The organism is Streptomyces sp. NPDC059169, assembly GCF_042755225.1.
Taxonomy (GTDB): Bacteria; Actinomycetota; Actinomycetes; order Streptomycetales; family Streptomycetaceae; genus Streptomyces.
Genome location: NZ_JBHZCF010000001.1, coordinates 90,405 through 105,727, shown reverse-complemented (window position 1 = coordinate 105,727; position 15,323 = coordinate 90,405). Strand labels below are relative to the sequence as shown.

The window sequence follows — 15,323 nt, the reverse complement described above, 5'->3', positions numbered from 1 at the left end:
GGGAAGGGGGTGGGTGCGGGTGCGCCAAGCGGGTGGAAAACGATCGGCATGCCCCGCACGTCCCCGACTAGTCCCACTCATTTGTGTAATGGCGCGTCGACCCTCTGTGATGAAGGCTTATCCCCGCAGGTCAAACCATGAATGCGAAGGAGTCCCATGTCGGTTGGTTCGGTTGGTGACGAGGTGCGCGAAGACCAGGCGCCGCCGCAGCAGAGTCTCGGTACGGCAGCCGCGCGGAACCTGGCGACCACCACCAAGTCGGCCCCCCAGATGCAGGAGATCACCTCCAGGTGGCTGCTGCGCATGCTGCCCTGGGTCCAGGTCCAGGGCGGTACGTACCGGGTGAACCGTCGGCTCAGCTACTCCGTGGGCGACGGCCGGGTCACCTTCATCCAGACCGGGAGCCAGGTCGAGGTCATTCCGGCCGAGCTCGGTGAGCTGCCGCCACTGCGGGAGTTCGCCGAGGAGGGAGTGCTCGGCGAGCTGGCCCAGCGCTGCCGACAGGTGAGGTTCGCGCCCGGTGACGTACTGGCCGTGAAAGGCGAGGCGACGGACCGGGTGTTCCTCCTGGCACACGGCCGGGTGGAGCAGATCGGCACCGGCCCCTACGGGGACGAGGCGGTGCTCGGAGTCCTCGCCGACGGCTCCTATTTCGGGGACGCTGCCCTGGCCGACGGGGACGCCGTGTGGGAGTTCACGGCCCGCGCGGCCACCGCGTGCGTGGCTCTGGAGCTCACGCGGCAGGACGTCCTGATCCTCGCGGACCGCGTGGAGTCGCTCGGTGCCCACCTCCGCTCTGTGCAGTCGCTCCCCCACCAGCGGACGAACAAGTACGGGGAGGCCGCCATCGACCTCTCCGCGGGGCACGTCGGGGAAGCCGTCGTCCCGCATACGTACGTGGACTACGAGGCGGCTCCGCGCGAGTACGAACTGAGCGTTGCCCAGACCGTCCTGAAGGTCCACAGCCGTGTCGCGGACCTCTACAACCAGCCGATGAACCAGACCGAGCAGCAGTTGCGGCTCACGGTCGAGGCGCTGCGCGAGCGCCAGGAGGACGAGCTCATCAACAACAGGGAGTTCGGCCTCCTCGCCAACTGTGACTACGGGCAGCGGCTCCAGCCCCACGACGGCGTGCCGAGCCCCGACGACATGGACGAGTTGCTGTCCCGCCGGCGCGGATCAAAGCTCTTCCTCGCCCATCCGCGCGCCATCGCCGCCTTCGGCCGCGAATGCAGCAAGCGCGGGATCTACCCCGACACGGTGGACATCGGTGGCAGCCGGATCCCCGCCTGGCGCGGTGTGCCGATCTTCCCGTGCAACAAGATCCCGATCTCGGAGGCGCGGACCACTTCGATCCTCTGCATGCGCACGGGCGAGGACGACCAGGGTGTGGTCGGCTTGCAGCAGGCAGGCATTCCCGACGAGATCGAGCCCAGCCTGTCGGTCCGTTTCATGGGTATCGACGAGCAGGCGATCATCTCCTACCTCGTCACCGCCTACTACTCGGCAGCGATCCTCGTGCCGGACGCGCTGGGCGTGCTGGAGAACGTCGAGGTGAGCCGCTGGCGCTGACCGGCTGTCCGGACGGCCGGACGCCGGTGGCCGACCGTATCCACCGCTGCGGCGGGGGCAGCACCGGGCCGCCCCCGCCCACCCTCCACAGAGGAAGTGACCCGTGACCATGATCAGCACGGATGCCGCCACCGAGGGACACGAGGCTGCGGCCCTTCTGGACCGCACCCGTACCGTCGTCGACCCCCGGCTGCGTGACACGGTGGAGTCCCTTCCCGGTTCGATACGTCGTGTCGCCATGTACCACTTCGGTTGGGAGCACGCCGACGGCAGTCCGGCGGCGGAGTCGGCGGGCAAGGCGATCCGGCCCGCACTGGTGCTCGCCGCTGCCCGGGCGCTCGGCGGCGACCCGCAGCGCGCCGTACGCGCCGCGGCCGCCGTGGAACTGGCACACAACTTCACGCTGCTGCACGACGACGTCATCGACGAGGATCCGACCCGCAGGCACCGACCCACCGCCTGGACGGTGTTCGGCACCCCGGATGCCATCGTTGCGGGGGACGCCATGCTGGCCCTGGCGCTCCGGCTGCTCGCGGAAGACCGACATCCGGCCTCCGCTGCGGCCTCGGCGCGGCTCGCGGCCTGTGTGATCGAGCTGTGTGCCGGCCAGCAGGCCGACTGTGCCTTCGAGCAGCTCGGCCCGCACGAGGTGTCCCTCGACGAGTGCCTCGCCATGGCGACGGCCAAGACCGGAGCGCTACTGGGCTGCGCCTGTGCTCTCGGTGCGCTGTACGCGGACGCCGGTGACGAGGAGATCGCCGCCATGGACGCCTTCGGGCGCGAGGCCGGTCTCGCCTTCCAGCTCATCGACGACCTGATCGGTATCTGGGGTGATCCCGAGCGCACCGGCAAGCCGGCGGGTGCCGATCTGGTCGCCCACAAGAAGTCGCTGCCGGTGGTGGCGGCCCTGAGTTCGGGCACCGCGGCGGGCGCGGAGCTGGCAGGGCTCTACGGACGGCCGATGGACGAGCGGTCGGTCCGGCTGGCCGCCGACGCGGTGGACCGGGCCGGCGGCAGGGACTGGGCGCAGTTGGAGGCCGCCGACCGCATGGCGCGTGCGGTCCAGCAGTTGTCCCGGGCGGTGCCGGACCTCAGGGCTGCGGGGGATCTGCTGTCCCTGGCGGAGTTCGTCACGCGCCGCAGACGCTGAGGTCGGCCGCGTCACCCGCGAGGGCGGCCTGACTCTATGATCACCCCAACTCATATGAAATGCAGGCTAGTTGACGAGGAAGAGATTCGGTCGTGGACGTTCGGATACGGCAGGCAGGGAAGCGCGACCGGGCTGCCGTGGTGCAGCTGCTCGACGAGGCGTTCATGGACGATCCGGTGAGCGGATGGGTGTTTCCCGATGAGACCCACCGCCGCGCGGTGCACGGAACCTTCCTCGGGGTGTTCCTGGACATCGCGCTGGAGGGCGGCCGGGTGGACATGACCGAGGACGGGGCGGCCGCGGCGCTCTGGCTCCGGATGCCGGCGGAGCCGTCCGAGGAGAAGGACGACACCCCGGCCCGGATGCGCGAGATCGCCGATCCCGACAACGAGCGCGCCGAGCTCGTCGGCCGGCTCACGGGGGAGGTCCACCCGCACGGGAGGGTGCACGAGTACCTCATGCTGATCGCGGTCGCCCCGCACCGCCAGCGCCAGGGGCTCGGGACCGCGCTGCTCGCTCCCGCCCTGGAGCGTTGTGACCGCCACGGGGTGCCCGCCTATCTGGAGGCGAGCAGCGCCCGCAGCAGCAGGCTCTACGAGCGGCTCGGATTCGCCTTCATGGACCGCACGGTCGACCTGCCCGACGGACCCCGGATGTGGCCGATGTGGCGGGAGCCCATGGCCGGAAGGGGAGTGGCGCCGGCCGCCCGGTGACGCAGACGTCCGCGTCCGCGGCCGACGTGTTCCCGGGCGCGCCTCACTCCTCCGGGACGATGTGTGTCACGACGGCCTCCACCAATGTGTCGAGGTCCCGGTGGGCGAGTACCTGGGGCAGGGTGAAGTGCTCGAGCATCAGGCCCGTCATGGCGAGATAGAGGGTGAGGAAGGTGTCCGTGTCGCCGGGTAGCCCGGACTCGACGTGGAACCGGTGGTTCTCTTCCAGTACCGCGCGGATCGCCTGGTTCAGCTCGGCCTGCAGCGCCGGGCGACGTGTGGCTTCCAGCCGCAGCTCGAGCATGGCGAGGTAGCCGGTGCGCTCCTCGGTCATCCGCCGGACGAGCCAGCGCATCAGCTCGACGTACAGCTTGCGGGTGGGGGCAGGGCGCATCGCCTCCTCGACTTGCTCCGGCTCGGGGGTCATCCGCACGTGGATGCGGGCGCCGGCCTGGGTGAGCAGGTCGTCGCGGTTGGCGAAGTAGTTGGAGGCCGTTCCGGCGGGGACGCCGGCCTGGGTGTCCACTGCGCGGAAGGTGAGGCCGCGGGCGCCCTCGCGGGCGAGCACCTCGATGGCGGCGTCGACGAGCGTCGTCCTGCGTTCCGGGTTCCTGGCCACCTGCGGCCACCTCCTCGACATGCCTTCGGGAAAAGCTGTTGTTCAACCACTACACATGGAGCACTATATGTGGAGTGGTTCGACCTCGCCCTGCGAGGCCGGCCGCTGGACCCTACCCGCAAAGAGACAGAGGACCGGTTTGCGCAAGCTCACCTATTTCATTGCCTGCTCGATCGACGGCTTCATCGGCGACCCGAACGGCGACGCATCGTCCATGTTCAGTTATGTGGACGAGGAGTTCCTGGACTTCCTGAGGGCCGAGTATCCGGAGACCATCTCGGCCGAAGGTCGGAAGCTGCTCAACCTGGAGCTCGCCGAGAACAGGCACTTCGACACGGTCATCCAGGGCCGTGGGAGCTACCGGTTGGCCCTGGACGCCGGAGTGACCAGCCCCTACGGGCATCTGCGCGAATTCGTGGCCTCGCGCACCCTCGACGGGTCGCCCGACCCGAACGTCGAGATCGTGTCCGGCGACGTGGTCGCACGGATCCGCGAACTCAAGACGGAGGAGAGCGGGTTCGACATCTGGCTCTGCGGGGGCTCGCAGCTGGCCGGTGAGCTGATCGGCGAGGTCGACGAGCTCGTGATCAAGACCTACCCGGAAGTGTACGGCTCGGGCATGCCGATGTTCGGCGCCGGATTCGCCGTCACGAAGTTCGCGCTGGACTCGGTGCGAGCCTTCGACAATGGGGCACTCGTGCGGAAGTACAGCAGGAAGCGGTAGCGGGCGGACGTGGGCGGGCAGCACCACCGTGCGTCCCGGGCGCACCGTCCTATCCTGGAGGTATGGGCAGCGAAGGGCGCCGAACCGCCCGTCGCCCGCACGACGAGTTCGTGTGCCCGTTCTGCGGACGGCCCGTCGGTTCCGTGATCAGACGACGCAAGGTCCTCGGGGTGTTCGTCCCCCAGTGGACTGCCGCCCCCTGCCGCGACCCCCGCTGCGCGCAAGGCGGTGACCGTGCGTCGGGCGCCCGAGAATCGGAACGGATGCAGCGCCCCGAACGGGCGGACGGCGAGCCCGCCGCAGGTTCCCCCGCCTAGCCCCGGACGCGACCAGACCGTTCGAGAAGCGACCGGTCGTACGCCGGGCCCGGTCGTACCGCTACAGTCCGCGCCATGTCATCGGAGTCGACGGAAGTGCGGACCGGCTGGTACCGGGACCGCCGGGGTGCGGAATCGATCGTGATCGCCGTCTCGATCGTGGCGAGCGGGCGTGAAATACGCACCCGTATCAGGGGAGTTGAGTACGAGGGTCCGGGTTTTGCCGCGCTGAAGGGGGTGGACTCGGGGGAATCCCTCTTCGGCTGCGTACTGGAGTGGGACATGCCGCTGTCCGTCGCCATCGGCGGGGAGTCCCAGCAGGCCACGCTGAGTTGTCTGCTGACGCTCGGGGAGCGCGGGCCACACGGCGATCCCGACCGGGTGGACCTGAACCTGACGCTGCACTTCGGGGGTGCGGCCTACGGGTCGGGGATCGCCGGAGGCGACTTCGACGGGGCGCTGGAGCGCATCCGTCGGCAGCTGCCGACGGACGCGAGGTTCGGGCGGGGGCTGTTGGAGACCGCCTGACCGGACGGCGGACCGGGCGGCGGGTGTCGCCCGGACCCGTTGTTCGGCGTCGCACCCCCGCCGATCGCCGGGACGGCCCGGCGGAGCCGCCGAAGACGACCCTGCGGCAGGGCGGGGCGCGGCCCGAAGGGGTTCTCGCCGTCGCGGTATGCCGCCGAGGCGGCCTCGTCCCGCCCGTGCCGACCGCCGGCGAGGTCGGGAGGGGCGAGGCGTGCGCAGGCGTGGTGGGACCTTCCGCCCGGCCCCGCCCATGGCGACGGCCCCGGCCACGGCCGGGGGTGGACCTGCCCCCGCCCGACGACGCACGTGCCCCGTGACCGGGAACGCGGACCCGGTCACGGGGCACCTGGCGGCGGTGGGGCTAGGAGACGCGGGCGATGGCCGCGGCGAGGCCGTTCGCCCAGAGCTGGTTCACGCGGGTGCGCTCGGCCGCGTTGGGATAGGCGTTCTGGCAGGAGGTGCCGGGACCGCCGCCCGACATCAGCTCGCTGCAGGGCCCGGAGTAGTGGTCGGGGAGCCCGAGCACGTGCCCGGTCTCGTGGGCGGTGACCCGGGTGGAGTTGTACTGCTGGTTCTGCCGGTAGTCGAGGAAGATGTAGCCGCTGCCGTGGCCGTCGGTGCTGGCGTACGAGCCGCGCGGGTCATTGCCCTCGTAGTACCGGAAGTCGGGGTTGCTGCCCTCCTGCAGCTGTACGTTGGTGACGGAGCTGTTCCATATCCGGGTGCTGCTCGCTATCTGCGAGCGGAAGCTGGGCGCGTAGCTCGCGCTGTAGACCACGGTGACGGTGCGGACGCCCGGGTTCGCGGCCCGCTTCTCGGCGACCGACCTGACGACGGCGTCGAAGAACGCCTTGGTGGCCCTGGTGTCCTCCGTAGAACCCTGGTAAGCCACGGTCGTTGCGGTGTTGCCGGTGGGGACGGCGGCCGCAGCGGCTGTGGTGGTGACGGGGATGGCGGCGGTCAGCGCAGCGGCAAGACCGAGGGCGGCTGACAGTAATGCCCTCGGGCGGTGCCGTACGGGATGTCTCATGGGGGGCTCCTACTCGTCTCGTCCGAGAACGGTTCGGTACGGGAGAGTGTCGGGGAGCACTGCCGCCGGGCGGATGATGTCAATCGGCGATAGCACGAGCGCATCACCAGGCGCCCGCCGCCTACAACTCCCCCTGAAATAGGGGAGTTTGATGCAGCACATGCGTCTGGTGTGACGGAAGGTGCGGTCCTACCCTCACATCATGGAGCTGGAGGTGAGGCATCTGCGCGTGCTCTGCGCGATCGCCGACGCAGGCAGTCTGCACAAGGCCGCGCGACTGCTGGGAATGAGTCAGCCCGCCCTGACGACCCAGTTGCAGCGCATCGAGAACGCGCTCGGCGGGACGCTGTTCGTCAGGGAGCGCACCGGTTGTCGCCCCACTCCGCTGGGCCGATCGGTGCTGAGCCGCGCCCGGCCCCTGGTCGCCGAGATGTCCGCGCTGGTCCTGGAGACCAAGGCGGCCGCCGCGCAGACGGACGGGCGGCGCCTGCGTGTCGGTTCGACCGCGAGCCGAGCCCTCGCGGGCTGGCTGCGCCGGCTGAGGGGGCGATTGCTCGACGGCGCCGACCTCTCCCTCCACATGAACGTCTCGGCGAACGCGCTCCTGCGGATGCTCGCCGCCGGCCAGCTCGACGTGGCGTTCGTGCACGAGGTGGAGGGGTGCCCGCTGCTCGTCCCCGCGGGGCTGGAACGGCGGGTACTCGTCGAACGGGAGCCCCAGTTCATCTCCCTGGCCCGGGACCATCCGGCCGCCGCCTCGCCGGTCGTGGACCTTGCCGATCTGGCCGAGGACCGGTGGTTGGTCGACCCCACGGTCGACGGGGAATGGGACGGCCTGCGCCGCGTGCTGCACGCCGCCGGCATCAACCCGCCGGTGCTCCACGCGGATTACCACACCGCGGCCTCCCTGATCGTCGTGGGCGAAGCCGTCGCACCGTGCCAACCCACGTCAAGGCCGCGCGAGGACATGGCGATCCGCCCGCTGCTCGACGACCCGCTCGCCGTACGGTTGCTCCTGTACTGGCGCCCCGCCCGCGGCTCGTCTCCGGGCACCACCTCGGAGACCTACGACGGGATCTACGCGGATCTCGTGGCCGCCTACCGGGAGGCGGCTCTGCGCGCGACGCCGTACCGGCAGTGGCTGCTCCGGAACAAGAGCCCGCTGCTCCACACCCCCGCGGCGTGATCCCATGGAGCCGGAGCCGGAGCCGGAGCCGGAGCCGGGCCAAGGCCATCGCGGCGCGGGTCAGCTCGTCTTCGGAGACGTCGCGACCGGCTCCCGGGAGGAACCGCGCGGGAGCCGCTGGCCAACGGCCCGCCGAGCACGTCCGGGGCAAATCCGGGGCGTCGCCCACCCGACGACGGATCCCGGGTGACCCGTCGTCCGATCCGCGCCCACGAACCCAGGTCGAACTCCATCAGTGCTGCCGCTGCCCGTCCGCGGATCCGCGACCACCTGCGGCCGGGAGGAGGAAGCGGAAAAAGAAGACCGCACCCGGTCCGACGTGGACGCCGTGCTCGGCGGACCGTGGACCGGGTGCGGACAGAGACCGTGCGACCGGGAGGACCGCAGGTCGAAGGGGCTGACCGGAGATCAGGCCTTCTTGGTCTCCCAGAAGATCTTGTCGATCTGGGCGATGTAGTCCAGCGCCTTCTGGCCCGTGGCCGGGTCCTTCGACGCCTTGGCCGCCGAGAGGGCCTTCAGGGCGTCGTTGACCAGCTGGTGCAGCTCCGGGTACTTCTCGAAGTGCGGCGGCTTGAAGTAGTCGCTCCACAGCACCGAGACGTGGTGCTTGGCGAGCTCCGCGCGCTGCTCCTTGATGACCGTGGCGCGGGCCTGGAAGTGCGGGTCGTCGTTCGCGGCCATCTTCTCCTGGACGGCCTTGACCGACTCGGCCTCGATACGGGCCTGGGCCGGGTCGTACACGCCGCAGGGGAGGTCGCAGTGCGCGCTGACCTTCACCTTGGGGGCAAACAGGCGGGAGAGCATTGAGCTGTCCTTCCTCGTGATCGTCTTCTCAGGTGGGACATTACTCCGTGGAAGACGCGTTTTCGCGAGGGCCCCCTTGGGCTTAGGACAAAAGTCCGGGGCGACGGCGGGACCGCTGGCCGAACGTACGGTGTACCCGGAGGTGGCCGATGACGGAGCTGGGGCGGGAGTCGAGAATGTCCTTCGGGATCGCAGAGGTGACCGGGCCGTCCATGTATCCGACCCTGGCGCACGGTGACCGGCTGCTGGTGCACTACTCAGCGGTGATACGGCCCGGGGACGTGGCCGTGATGCGCCATCCGCTCCAGCAGAACCTGCTGATCGTCAAGCGGCTCGTGGAGCGGCGCGACGGCGGTTGGTGGGTGCTGGGGGACAACCCGTACTCGGAAGGCGACAGCCGGGTGTTCGGTGTCGTGCCGGAGGGGCTGGTGCTCGGCCGGGCCCGGTTCCGCTACCGTCCGCGCCCGCGACGTCAACGGTCGGTGCGCGAGGTACTCGCCTGGGTGACCTCGGCGCTGCGGCCCGTGCTGCCGGACCGCTCGGTCTCCAGGCGCTTGCGGGCGCGGTAGGCGGCGACGTTGGCCCGGGTGGCGCAGCGGTCGGAGCAGTAGCGCCGCGAGCGGTTGGTGGAGGTGTCGAGGTAGGCGTTGCGGCAGGGCGCAGCCTGGCACAGGCCGAGCCGGTCGGCCCCGAACTCGGTGAGGTGGAAGGCCAGCCCCATCGCAGCGATGGCCGCGTAGCCGGCCGTCGCGTTGGAGGGGTGTTCGGCGAGGTGCATGTGCCAGCGCGGCCTGCCCTCGTCGTCGATGCGGTCGTGGCCGGAGATCTGGGGGCTGACCGGGAATTCGAGCAGCAGCGAGTTGAGCAGGTCGACGGCGTGGGTCTGGTCGCCGGAGTCTGCCGCGGTGAAGACCGCGCGCAGCCTGCTCCGCACGGAACGGAAGCGGGTGATGTCCGCTTCGGTGGCCCGGCGGGCGGCCTGGGAGGACGGGCCGAAGAGCTCGCGGACCGCCTCGACCGAGGTGAGCGAGTCCTTGTTACGAGCCGGCTCCTCGGTGTTCACGAGGCGCACGGCGTAGTCCGAGTAATAGGCCAGTTCCACTTGTAGTCCTTACGCGTGCGGTCCGGTGTCGGCGATGGACAGGGGTAACAGATGCTCCTGTATCGAGGGTATTACGAAGCGGAGGGGGTGCAATGACGGAGACGGTGGTGGGGACCGACTGGCAGGCCTGGCAGGACAGCTGGGACCGCCGGCAGGAGTGGTACATGCCCGATCGCGAGGAACGCTTCCGGGTGATGCTCGACATGGTCGAGGCCGTGGTCGGCCCCGAACCGAGGGTCCTGGACCTCGCGTGCGGTACGGGAAGCATCACGGGCCGGCTCCTCACGCGGTTCCCGAAGGCGCAGAGCGCCGGAGTGGATCTCGATCCCGCACTGCTCACGATCGCGCAGGGGTCCTTCGCCGGTGACGACCGGGTCGCGTTCGTCACCGCCGACCTCACCGACCCCGGTCGGACCGGGAAACTCCCGCACACGGCCTTCGACGCCGTGCTGACCGCCACCGCCCTGCACTGGCTGCACAGCGGTCCGCCGGCCACCCTCTACGGGCAGATCGCCCCGCTGGTGGCTGACGGGAGTCTTCGTGAACGTCGACCACATGCCCGACCCGTCCACGCCGCGCATCAACGCCGCCGAGCGCGCCCACCGCCATGCGGCCATGGACAGCGCCAAGGCCGGCGGGGCGCCGGACTGGGCGGACTGGTGGGCCCTCGCGGCCGAGGACCCGGTGCTCGCGGCCCCCACGGCCCGCCGGTTCGAGATCTACGGTGAGCACGCCGACGGCGACACCCCCTCGGTCGACCGGCGCACCACCACGCTGCGGGCCGCGGGCTTCGCCGAGGCCCGTGCGGTCTGGCCTCCCCTTCGGACGCCCTGGTCCTCGCGCTGAAGTAGTCGTGCCACGGCAGGAGCCGCATCAACGACGGCGGGCCGGGTTCCCACCGCGCGGAGCGGTGGGAACCCGGCCCGCGTCGCGGACGGTCCGGTCAGAGCACCTTCGACAGGAAGGACTTCGTCCGTTCGTGCTGCGGGTTGGTCAGGACGTCACGAGGGTGGCCCGACTCCACGACGACACCGCCGTCCATGAAGACCAGCGAGTCGCCGACCTCACGCGCGAAGCCCATCTCGTGCGTGACGACGACCATGGTCATGCCGTCCTCGGCAAGACCGCGCATGACGTCCAGGACGTCACCGACGAGCTCCGGGTCGAGCGCCGAGGTGGGCTCGTCGAAGAGCATGAGCTTCGGCTCCATCGCCAGCGCCCGCGCGATGGCGACGCGCTGCTGCTGGCCGCCGGAGAGCTGGGACGGGTAGTTGTTGGCCTTGTCGCCCAGTCCGACCCGGTCGAGCAGCTTCGCGGCGCGCTCCCGGGCGGTGGCCTTGGACTCGCCCTTGACCTGGACGGGCGCTTCCATGACGTTCTGCAGGGCGGTCAAGTGGGGGAACAGGTTGAAGCGCTGGAACACCATGCCGATGTCGCGGCGCTGCCGGGCGACCTCGCTGTCCTTGAGCTCGTAGAGCTTGTCGCCCTTCTGGCGGTAGCCGACGAGCTCGCCGTCGACGTACAGACGGCCGGCGTTGATCTTCTCGAGGTGGTTGATGCACCGCAGGAAGGTCGACTTTCCGGAGCCCGAGGGTCCGATGAGGCAGAACACCTCACCGGGGGCCACTTCGAGGTCGATGCCCTTGAGGATGTGGGCGGCGCCGTAGGACTTGTGTACGCCCTCGGCCTTCACCATGGCGGTCATGTCACACCCCCCTGGGGCTCTGGAGGGACAGCAGGTTCATCTTGACGCGCTGCCACGGCGTGGGTGGCAGAGCACGCAGCGAACCCCGGGCGTAGTACCGCTCGACGTAGTACTGACCGATGCTGAAGATGCTGGTCAGGGTGAGGTACCAGATGGAGGCGACGATCAGCATCTCCATGATGGCGAAGGACGTCGAGCCGATGTTCTGCGCGGCGCGCAGCAGATCGGTGTACTGCACGGCGGAGACCAGCGAGGAGGTCTTCAGGAGGTTGATGAACTCGTTGCCGGTGGGCGGCACGATCACCCGCATCGCCTGGGGGAGCACGATCCGGCGCATGGTCTTGCTGTTGGAGAGGCCCAGCGCGTGCGAGGCCTCGGCCTGGCCCTCGTCGACCGACTGGATGCCGGCCCGGACGATCTCGGCCATGTAGGCGCCCTCGTTCAGGCCGAGGCCCAGCAGGGCCACCATGAACGGGGTCATCACGTCGACCATCTCATCCTTGTAGAACCCGAGGTTCAGGATGGGGAAGATCAGCGCGAGGTTGAACCACAGCAGCAGCTGCACGTACACCGGGGTGCCGCGGAAGAACCAGATGTACAGCCAGGCCACGGAGCCGGTGACCGGGTTCTTCGACAGCCGCATGACCGCGAAGAGGATGCCCAGCACCAGACCGATGATCATGGAGAGGATGCTGATCAGGATGGTGTTCAGCAGGCCCTGGATGATGCGGTCGTCGAACAGGAAGTCGCCGACCGTCGCCCAGCGGATGTCACCCTGAGCGAAGGCGTAGGCGAGCATCCCGAGCAACGCGACCACGACCACGCCGGCCACCCAGCGTCCGTAGTGCCGTACCGGGATGGCCTTGATCTGCTCGGGGTGGGCCGCGACGGCGTCACCCGTGCCCGCCGACGAGCCGGCTGGCGGCTCGTCGGCAGGCGTCTTGTCGAACTTGTCAGTCACAGTGACTGCCCTTCAGTGGAACGCTTGAGGCGTGTTGCGCCAGGACTTACTTACCGGCGTTGACCGTCGCCTCGGTGACGGCGCTGTTCTTGACGTCCCACTTCTCCAGCACCTTGGCGTATTCGCCGTTCTTGATGATCGCGTCCAGGGCGTCCTTGATCGCGTCACGGAGCTGGGTGTTGTCCTTGTTGACGGCGATGCCGAACGGACCGGCGTCGGTCTGGCCGCCCGCGACCTCGAAGTCGTTGCCGCCGCCCGCGGTCTTCGCGATGTGCGCGGCGATCGGGTAGTCGTTCAGGTCGGCCACGGCACCGCCGGACTTCACGCGGGTCTGGGCCTCGGGGTCGGTGTCGAACGCCTCGATCGCGAGGGCGCCCTTGCCGGCCTTGGTGCACTTCGCGGCCTGGGCCTTGAAGGTGTCCTCGTAGATCGTGCCGCGCTGGACGGCGACCTTCTTGCCGCACAGGTCGTCGAGCGAGGTGATCTTCGACGGGTTGCCCTTCTTGACGAGCAGGGAGACGCCGGAGGTGAAGTAGTCGACGAAGTCGACGCCCTTGCCGGTCTTCTTGCCCTTGTCGTCCAGGCCCTCCTGGCGGGCCTTGGTGTCGCTCATCGAGGACATCACGATGTCCTGGCGGCCGGTGTTGAGCGACGAGATCAAGCCGTCGAAGGTGCCGCTGGTGAACTGGAACTTGACGCCGAGCTCCTTGCCCAGGGCGGCGGCGATGTCGGGGTCGACGCCGACGATCTGGCCGCCCTCCTCGTACTCCATCGGGGCGTAGGTGGCGTCGGTGCCGACCTTGATGACACCGGAGTCCTGGTACTTCTTGGGCAGCTTGGCGAAGAGCGGGGCGCTGCTGCCGGCGGCGGTCTTGCCGCTGTCCGTGCCGGTCCCCCCGTTTGTCTGGTCACCGCAGGCGGTGAGTACCAGTGCGCCGGCGACCGCGATGGCGCCGACCGCGGCGACTCGGGACCTGGCAGCGGTCGTACGACGGGTGGTGCTTGCGGTCATGGTCGGGTTCCTCCGGCGAGTGTGGGAGTTGCCTAGGTCTGGCACACACCTTCGGGTGTGGGGACCTTGTGTGATTACGGCATCTTGCCATTCGGACCGGGACATTCAGGGGGCTCCGCATGTCAAAATCGGATAACGGGTGACCCCCTGACCCCCCACGGGCCGCTACATCCGGCCCTGACCTGCCGCATCATCTGCGGCTTTACCTTCGTGAGACCGGAAAATCTTCAGATCGTCTCGGGATTTGGACAGGATTCATCACGTGTTCCACCGTATGGTCCTGACTTGTCAGCATATGACGCATGAGTCGTGTCACCGGGCCGTCACCGTGTGACCGATGCACTCGTCGTCGGTGCCGTCCGTCCGGTAAGAAGGATCCTTACACCCCTCATCCGGGGCCCAGGGCGCGTTGTGCGGCGCGCCCGCGCGTTCGTACCTCCCCCTGTCGGGGCGGGCCAACCACCCAGCACAGGGAGCGGACGCGGTGCCCGCCCACCCCTCCTTAACCAGGAGCGGCTACCCTCAACATTTGAAGACTTAAGGGGTCAAACGACAATGGCAGCGGAGATCGTCAATCCTCGCAGCGACAACGGTGCGGAGAGTGCCACCGGGGATTCCGGGGAGCCCTTCGATCCGGCCTTCGCTCTGCACCGGGGCGGGAAGATGGCCGTCCAGGCCACCGTGCCGGTGCGGGACAGGGACGACCTGTCCCTCGCGTACACGCCGGGCGTCGCCAAGGTGTGCAGCGCTATCGCCGAGCAGCCCGAACTCGTCCATGACTACACCTGGAAATCGCAGGTCGTGGCGGTCGTGACGGACGGTACCGCCGTGCTCGGCCTCGGCGACATCGGTCCGGAGGCCTCGCTCCCCGTGATGGAGGGCAAGGCGATCCTGTTCAAGCAGTTCGGCGGCGTCGACGCGGTGCCGATCGCCCTCGCGACCACGGACGCCGACGAGATCGTGGAGACCGTCGTCCGGCTCGCCCCGTCCTTCGGCGGGGTGAACCTGGAGGACATCTCGGCGCCCCGGTGCTTCGAGATCGAGCGCAAGCTCCAGGAGCGGCTGGACATCCCGGTCTTCCACGACGACCAGCACGGCACGGCCGTGGTCACCCTCGCGGCCCTGCGTAACGCGGCGAAGCTGACCGGCCGGGAGCTGGGCGACCTGCGCGCTGTCATCTCGGGCGCGGGTGCGGCCGGCGTCGCCATCGCGAAGTTCCTGCTGGAGGCCGGACTCGGGGACGCGGCAGTCGCGGACCGCAAGGGGATCGTCAGCCGGGACCGCGAGGACCTCACGCCGGTGAAGCGCGAGCTCGCGGAGATCACCAACCGTGCGGGGCTTTCCGGATCGCTGGAGACCGCCCTGGCGGGTGCCGACGTCTTCATCGGCGTCTCCGGCGGTACGGTTCCGGAGGACGCGGTCGCCTCGATGGCGCCGGGCGCGTTCGTCTTCGCCATGGCCAACCCGAACCCGGAGGTCCACCCGAACGTGGCGCACAAGTACGCCGCCGTCGTGGCCACGGGCCGGAGCGACTACCCCAACCAGATCAACAATGTGCTCGCCTTCCCCGGCATCTTCGCCGGTGCCCTCCAGGTCCGGGCGTCCCGGATCACCGAGGGCATGAAGATCGCCGCGGCGGACGCGCTGGCGGCCGTCGTGGGCGACGAACTCGCCCCCGACTACGTCATTCCGTCGCCCTTCGACGAGCGGGTAGCCCCGGCGGTCACCGCGGCCGTCGCCGCGGCGGCCCGCGCGGAGGGCGTCGCCCGCCGCTGAGCGACCACGGCGGACCGTGACGGTGACGACGGGGCGGGGGGGGGGGGGGTGTGGGGGGGTGGGGGGGGGGGGTGGTTTTTTTCTTTTTCTGTGGTTCCGTGGGGGGAGGGGAGTGGCGGGGGGT

General features: G+C 69.5%; 15 protein-coding genes and 1 pseudogene. 9 read left to right on the top strand and 7 right to left on the bottom strand.

Annotation, left to right across the window (positions count from 1 at the left end; genetic code table 11):
• Positions 1-156 precede the first annotated feature (156 nt).
• The 3 genes from ACFXOM_RS00440 to ACFXOM_RS00430 all read left to right on the top strand — a co-directional run bounded on the left by ACFXOM_RS00440 (position 157) and on the right by ACFXOM_RS00430 (position 3,435).
• Positions 157-1,572, top strand: coding sequence for a family 2B encapsulin nanocompartment shell protein (locus tag ACFXOM_RS00440; protein WP_384931735.1), 1,416 nt, complete (start codon positions 157-159; stop codon positions 1,570-1,572).
• A 109-nt stretch (positions 1,573-1,681) separates the two neighbouring features.
• Positions 1,682-2,722, top strand: coding sequence for a family 2 encapsulin nanocompartment cargo protein polyprenyl transferase (locus ACFXOM_RS00435; RefSeq protein ID WP_384945101.1), 1,041 nt, complete (start codon positions 1,682-1,684; stop codon positions 2,720-2,722).
• Positions 2,723-2,814: 92 nt separating this feature from the next.
• Positions 2,815-3,435, top strand: coding sequence for a GNAT family N-acetyltransferase (locus ACFXOM_RS00430; RefSeq protein ID WP_384945055.1), 621 nt, complete (start codon positions 2,815-2,817; stop codon positions 3,433-3,435).
• A gap of 43 nt (positions 3,436-3,478) precedes the next feature.
• Here the strand turns inward: ACFXOM_RS00430 and ACFXOM_RS00425 are convergent, their stop codons facing one another.
• The gene (locus tag ACFXOM_RS00425; protein ID WP_384931729.1) at positions 3,479-4,054 is read right to left on the bottom strand and encodes a TetR/AcrR family transcriptional regulator; all 576 of its coding nucleotides are present in this window, start codon (positions 4,052-4,054) and stop codon (positions 3,479-3,481) included.
• A 139-nt stretch (positions 4,055-4,193) separates the two neighbouring features.
• On the opposite strand from ACFXOM_RS00425, the gene ACFXOM_RS00420 reads away from it, so the two are divergent.
• Both ACFXOM_RS00420 and ACFXOM_RS00415 read left to right on the top strand, forming a co-directional pair.
• A complete protein-coding gene (locus tag ACFXOM_RS00420) occupies positions 4,194-4,778 on the top strand; it encodes a dihydrofolate reductase family protein (protein ID WP_384931726.1) in 585 nt (194 codons plus the stop codon).
• Positions 4,779-5,170: 392 nt separating this feature from the next.
• Positions 5,171-5,623, top strand: coding sequence for a DUF6304 family protein (locus tag ACFXOM_RS00415; RefSeq protein WP_384931721.1), 453 nt, complete (start codon positions 5,171-5,173; stop codon positions 5,621-5,623).
• A 361-nt stretch (positions 5,624-5,984) separates the two neighbouring features.
• Here ACFXOM_RS00415 and snpA read toward each other — a convergent pair whose 3' ends face one another.
• The gene (gene snpA, locus ACFXOM_RS00410; RefSeq protein WP_384931719.1) at positions 5,985-6,653 is read right to left on the bottom strand and encodes a snapalysin; all 669 of its coding nucleotides are present in this window, start codon (positions 6,651-6,653) and stop codon (positions 5,985-5,987) included.
• 202 nt (positions 6,654-6,855) lie between these two features.
• Between snpA and ACFXOM_RS00405 the strand changes: the two genes are divergently transcribed.
• Positions 6,856-7,839, top strand: a complete 984-nt coding sequence (locus tag ACFXOM_RS00405; RefSeq protein WP_384931716.1) for a LysR family transcriptional regulator — start codon at positions 6,856-6,858, stop codon at positions 7,837-7,839.
• Between the two features lie 408 nt (positions 7,840-8,247).
• Here the strand turns inward: ACFXOM_RS00405 and sodN are convergent, their stop codons facing one another.
• A complete protein-coding gene (gene sodN, locus ACFXOM_RS00400) occupies positions 8,248-8,643 on the bottom strand; it encodes a superoxide dismutase, Ni (protein ID WP_242329810.1) in 396 nt (131 codons plus the stop codon).
• 149 nt (positions 8,644-8,792) lie between these two features.
• Here sodN and sodX point away from each other — a divergent pair, with 149 nt between their 5' ends.
• Positions 8,793-9,212, top strand: coding sequence for a nickel-type superoxide dismutase maturation protease (sodX, locus tag ACFXOM_RS00395; protein ID WP_384931712.1), 420 nt, complete (start codon positions 8,793-8,795; stop codon positions 9,210-9,212).
• On the opposite strand, the gene ACFXOM_RS00390 is transcribed toward sodX, so the two are convergent.
• Positions 9,116-9,745, bottom strand: a complete 630-nt coding sequence (locus ACFXOM_RS00390; protein ID WP_384931709.1) for a CGNR zinc finger domain-containing protein — start codon at positions 9,743-9,745, stop codon at positions 9,116-9,118. The two genes, sodX and ACFXOM_RS00390, sit on opposite strands and share 97 nt — an antisense overlap.
• A 92-nt stretch (positions 9,746-9,837) precedes the next feature.
• Here ACFXOM_RS00390 and ACFXOM_RS00385 point away from each other — a divergent pair.
• Positions 9,838-10,596 (top strand): annotated as a pseudogene (locus tag ACFXOM_RS00385) (class I SAM-dependent methyltransferase).
• A 92-nt stretch (positions 10,597-10,688) separates the two neighbouring features.
• On the opposite strand, the gene ACFXOM_RS00380 reads toward ACFXOM_RS00385, so the two are convergent.
• Genes ACFXOM_RS00380 through ACFXOM_RS00370 form a run of 3 tightly spaced genes read right to left on the bottom strand, consistent with a single transcriptional unit; the run spans position 10,689 to position 13,423 of the window.
• Positions 10,689-11,450, bottom strand: coding sequence for an amino acid ABC transporter ATP-binding protein (locus tag ACFXOM_RS00380; RefSeq protein WP_384931706.1), 762 nt, complete (start codon positions 11,448-11,450; stop codon positions 10,689-10,691).
• Position 11,451: 1 nt separating this feature from the next.
• Positions 11,452-12,411, bottom strand: coding sequence for an amino acid ABC transporter permease (locus tag ACFXOM_RS00375; protein WP_384931703.1), 960 nt, complete (start codon positions 12,409-12,411; stop codon positions 11,452-11,454).
• 46 nt (positions 12,412-12,457) lie between these two features.
• Positions 12,458-13,423, bottom strand: coding sequence for an ABC transporter substrate-binding protein (locus ACFXOM_RS00370; protein WP_384931700.1), 966 nt, complete (start codon positions 13,421-13,423; stop codon positions 12,458-12,460).
• Between the two features lie 555 nt (positions 13,424-13,978).
• On the opposite strand from ACFXOM_RS00370, the gene ACFXOM_RS00365 reads away from it, so the two are divergent.
• Entirely contained in the window at positions 13,979-15,199 is a 1,221-nt protein-coding gene (locus tag ACFXOM_RS00365; protein WP_385036657.1) for an NADP-dependent malic enzyme, read from the top strand.
• Positions 15,200-15,323 lie beyond the last annotated feature (124 nt).

Excerpts from the sequence above, each read along its gene's own strand:
- ACFXOM_RS00440 (WP_384931735.1), top strand. The coding sequence starts at position 157 with ATGTCGGTTGGTTCGGTTGGTGACGAGGTGCGCGAAGACCAGGCGCCG.
- ACFXOM_RS00435 (WP_384945101.1), top strand. The coding sequence starts at position 1,682 with ATGATCAGCACGGATGCCGCCACCGAGGGACACGAGGCTGCGGCCCTT.
- ACFXOM_RS00415 (WP_384931721.1), top strand. The coding sequence starts at position 5,171 with ATGTCATCGGAGTCGACGGAAGTGCGGACCGGCTGGTACCGGGACCGC.
- snpA (WP_384931719.1), bottom strand. The coding sequence starts at position 6,653 with ATGAGACATCCCGTACGGCACCGCCCGAGGGCATTACTGTCAGCCGCC.
- ACFXOM_RS00405 (WP_384931716.1), top strand. The coding sequence starts at position 6,856 with ATGGAGCTGGAGGTGAGGCATCTGCGCGTGCTCTGCGCGATCGCCGAC.
- sodN (WP_242329810.1), bottom strand. The coding sequence starts at position 8,643 with ATGCTCTCCCGCCTGTTTGCCCCCAAGGTGAAGGTCAGCGCGCACTGC.
- sodX (WP_384931712.1), top strand. The coding sequence starts at position 8,793 with ATGACGGAGCTGGGGCGGGAGTCGAGAATGTCCTTCGGGATCGCAGAG.
- ACFXOM_RS00380 (WP_384931706.1), bottom strand. The coding sequence starts at position 11,450 with ATGACCGCCATGGTGAAGGCCGAGGGCGTACACAAGTCCTACGGCGCC.
- ACFXOM_RS00370 (WP_384931700.1), bottom strand. The coding sequence starts at position 13,423 with ATGACCGCAAGCACCACCCGTCGTACGACCGCTGCCAGGTCCCGAGTC.
- ACFXOM_RS00365 (WP_385036657.1), top strand. The coding sequence starts at position 13,979 with ATGGCAGCGGAGATCGTCAATCCTCGCAGCGACAACGGTGCGGAGAGT.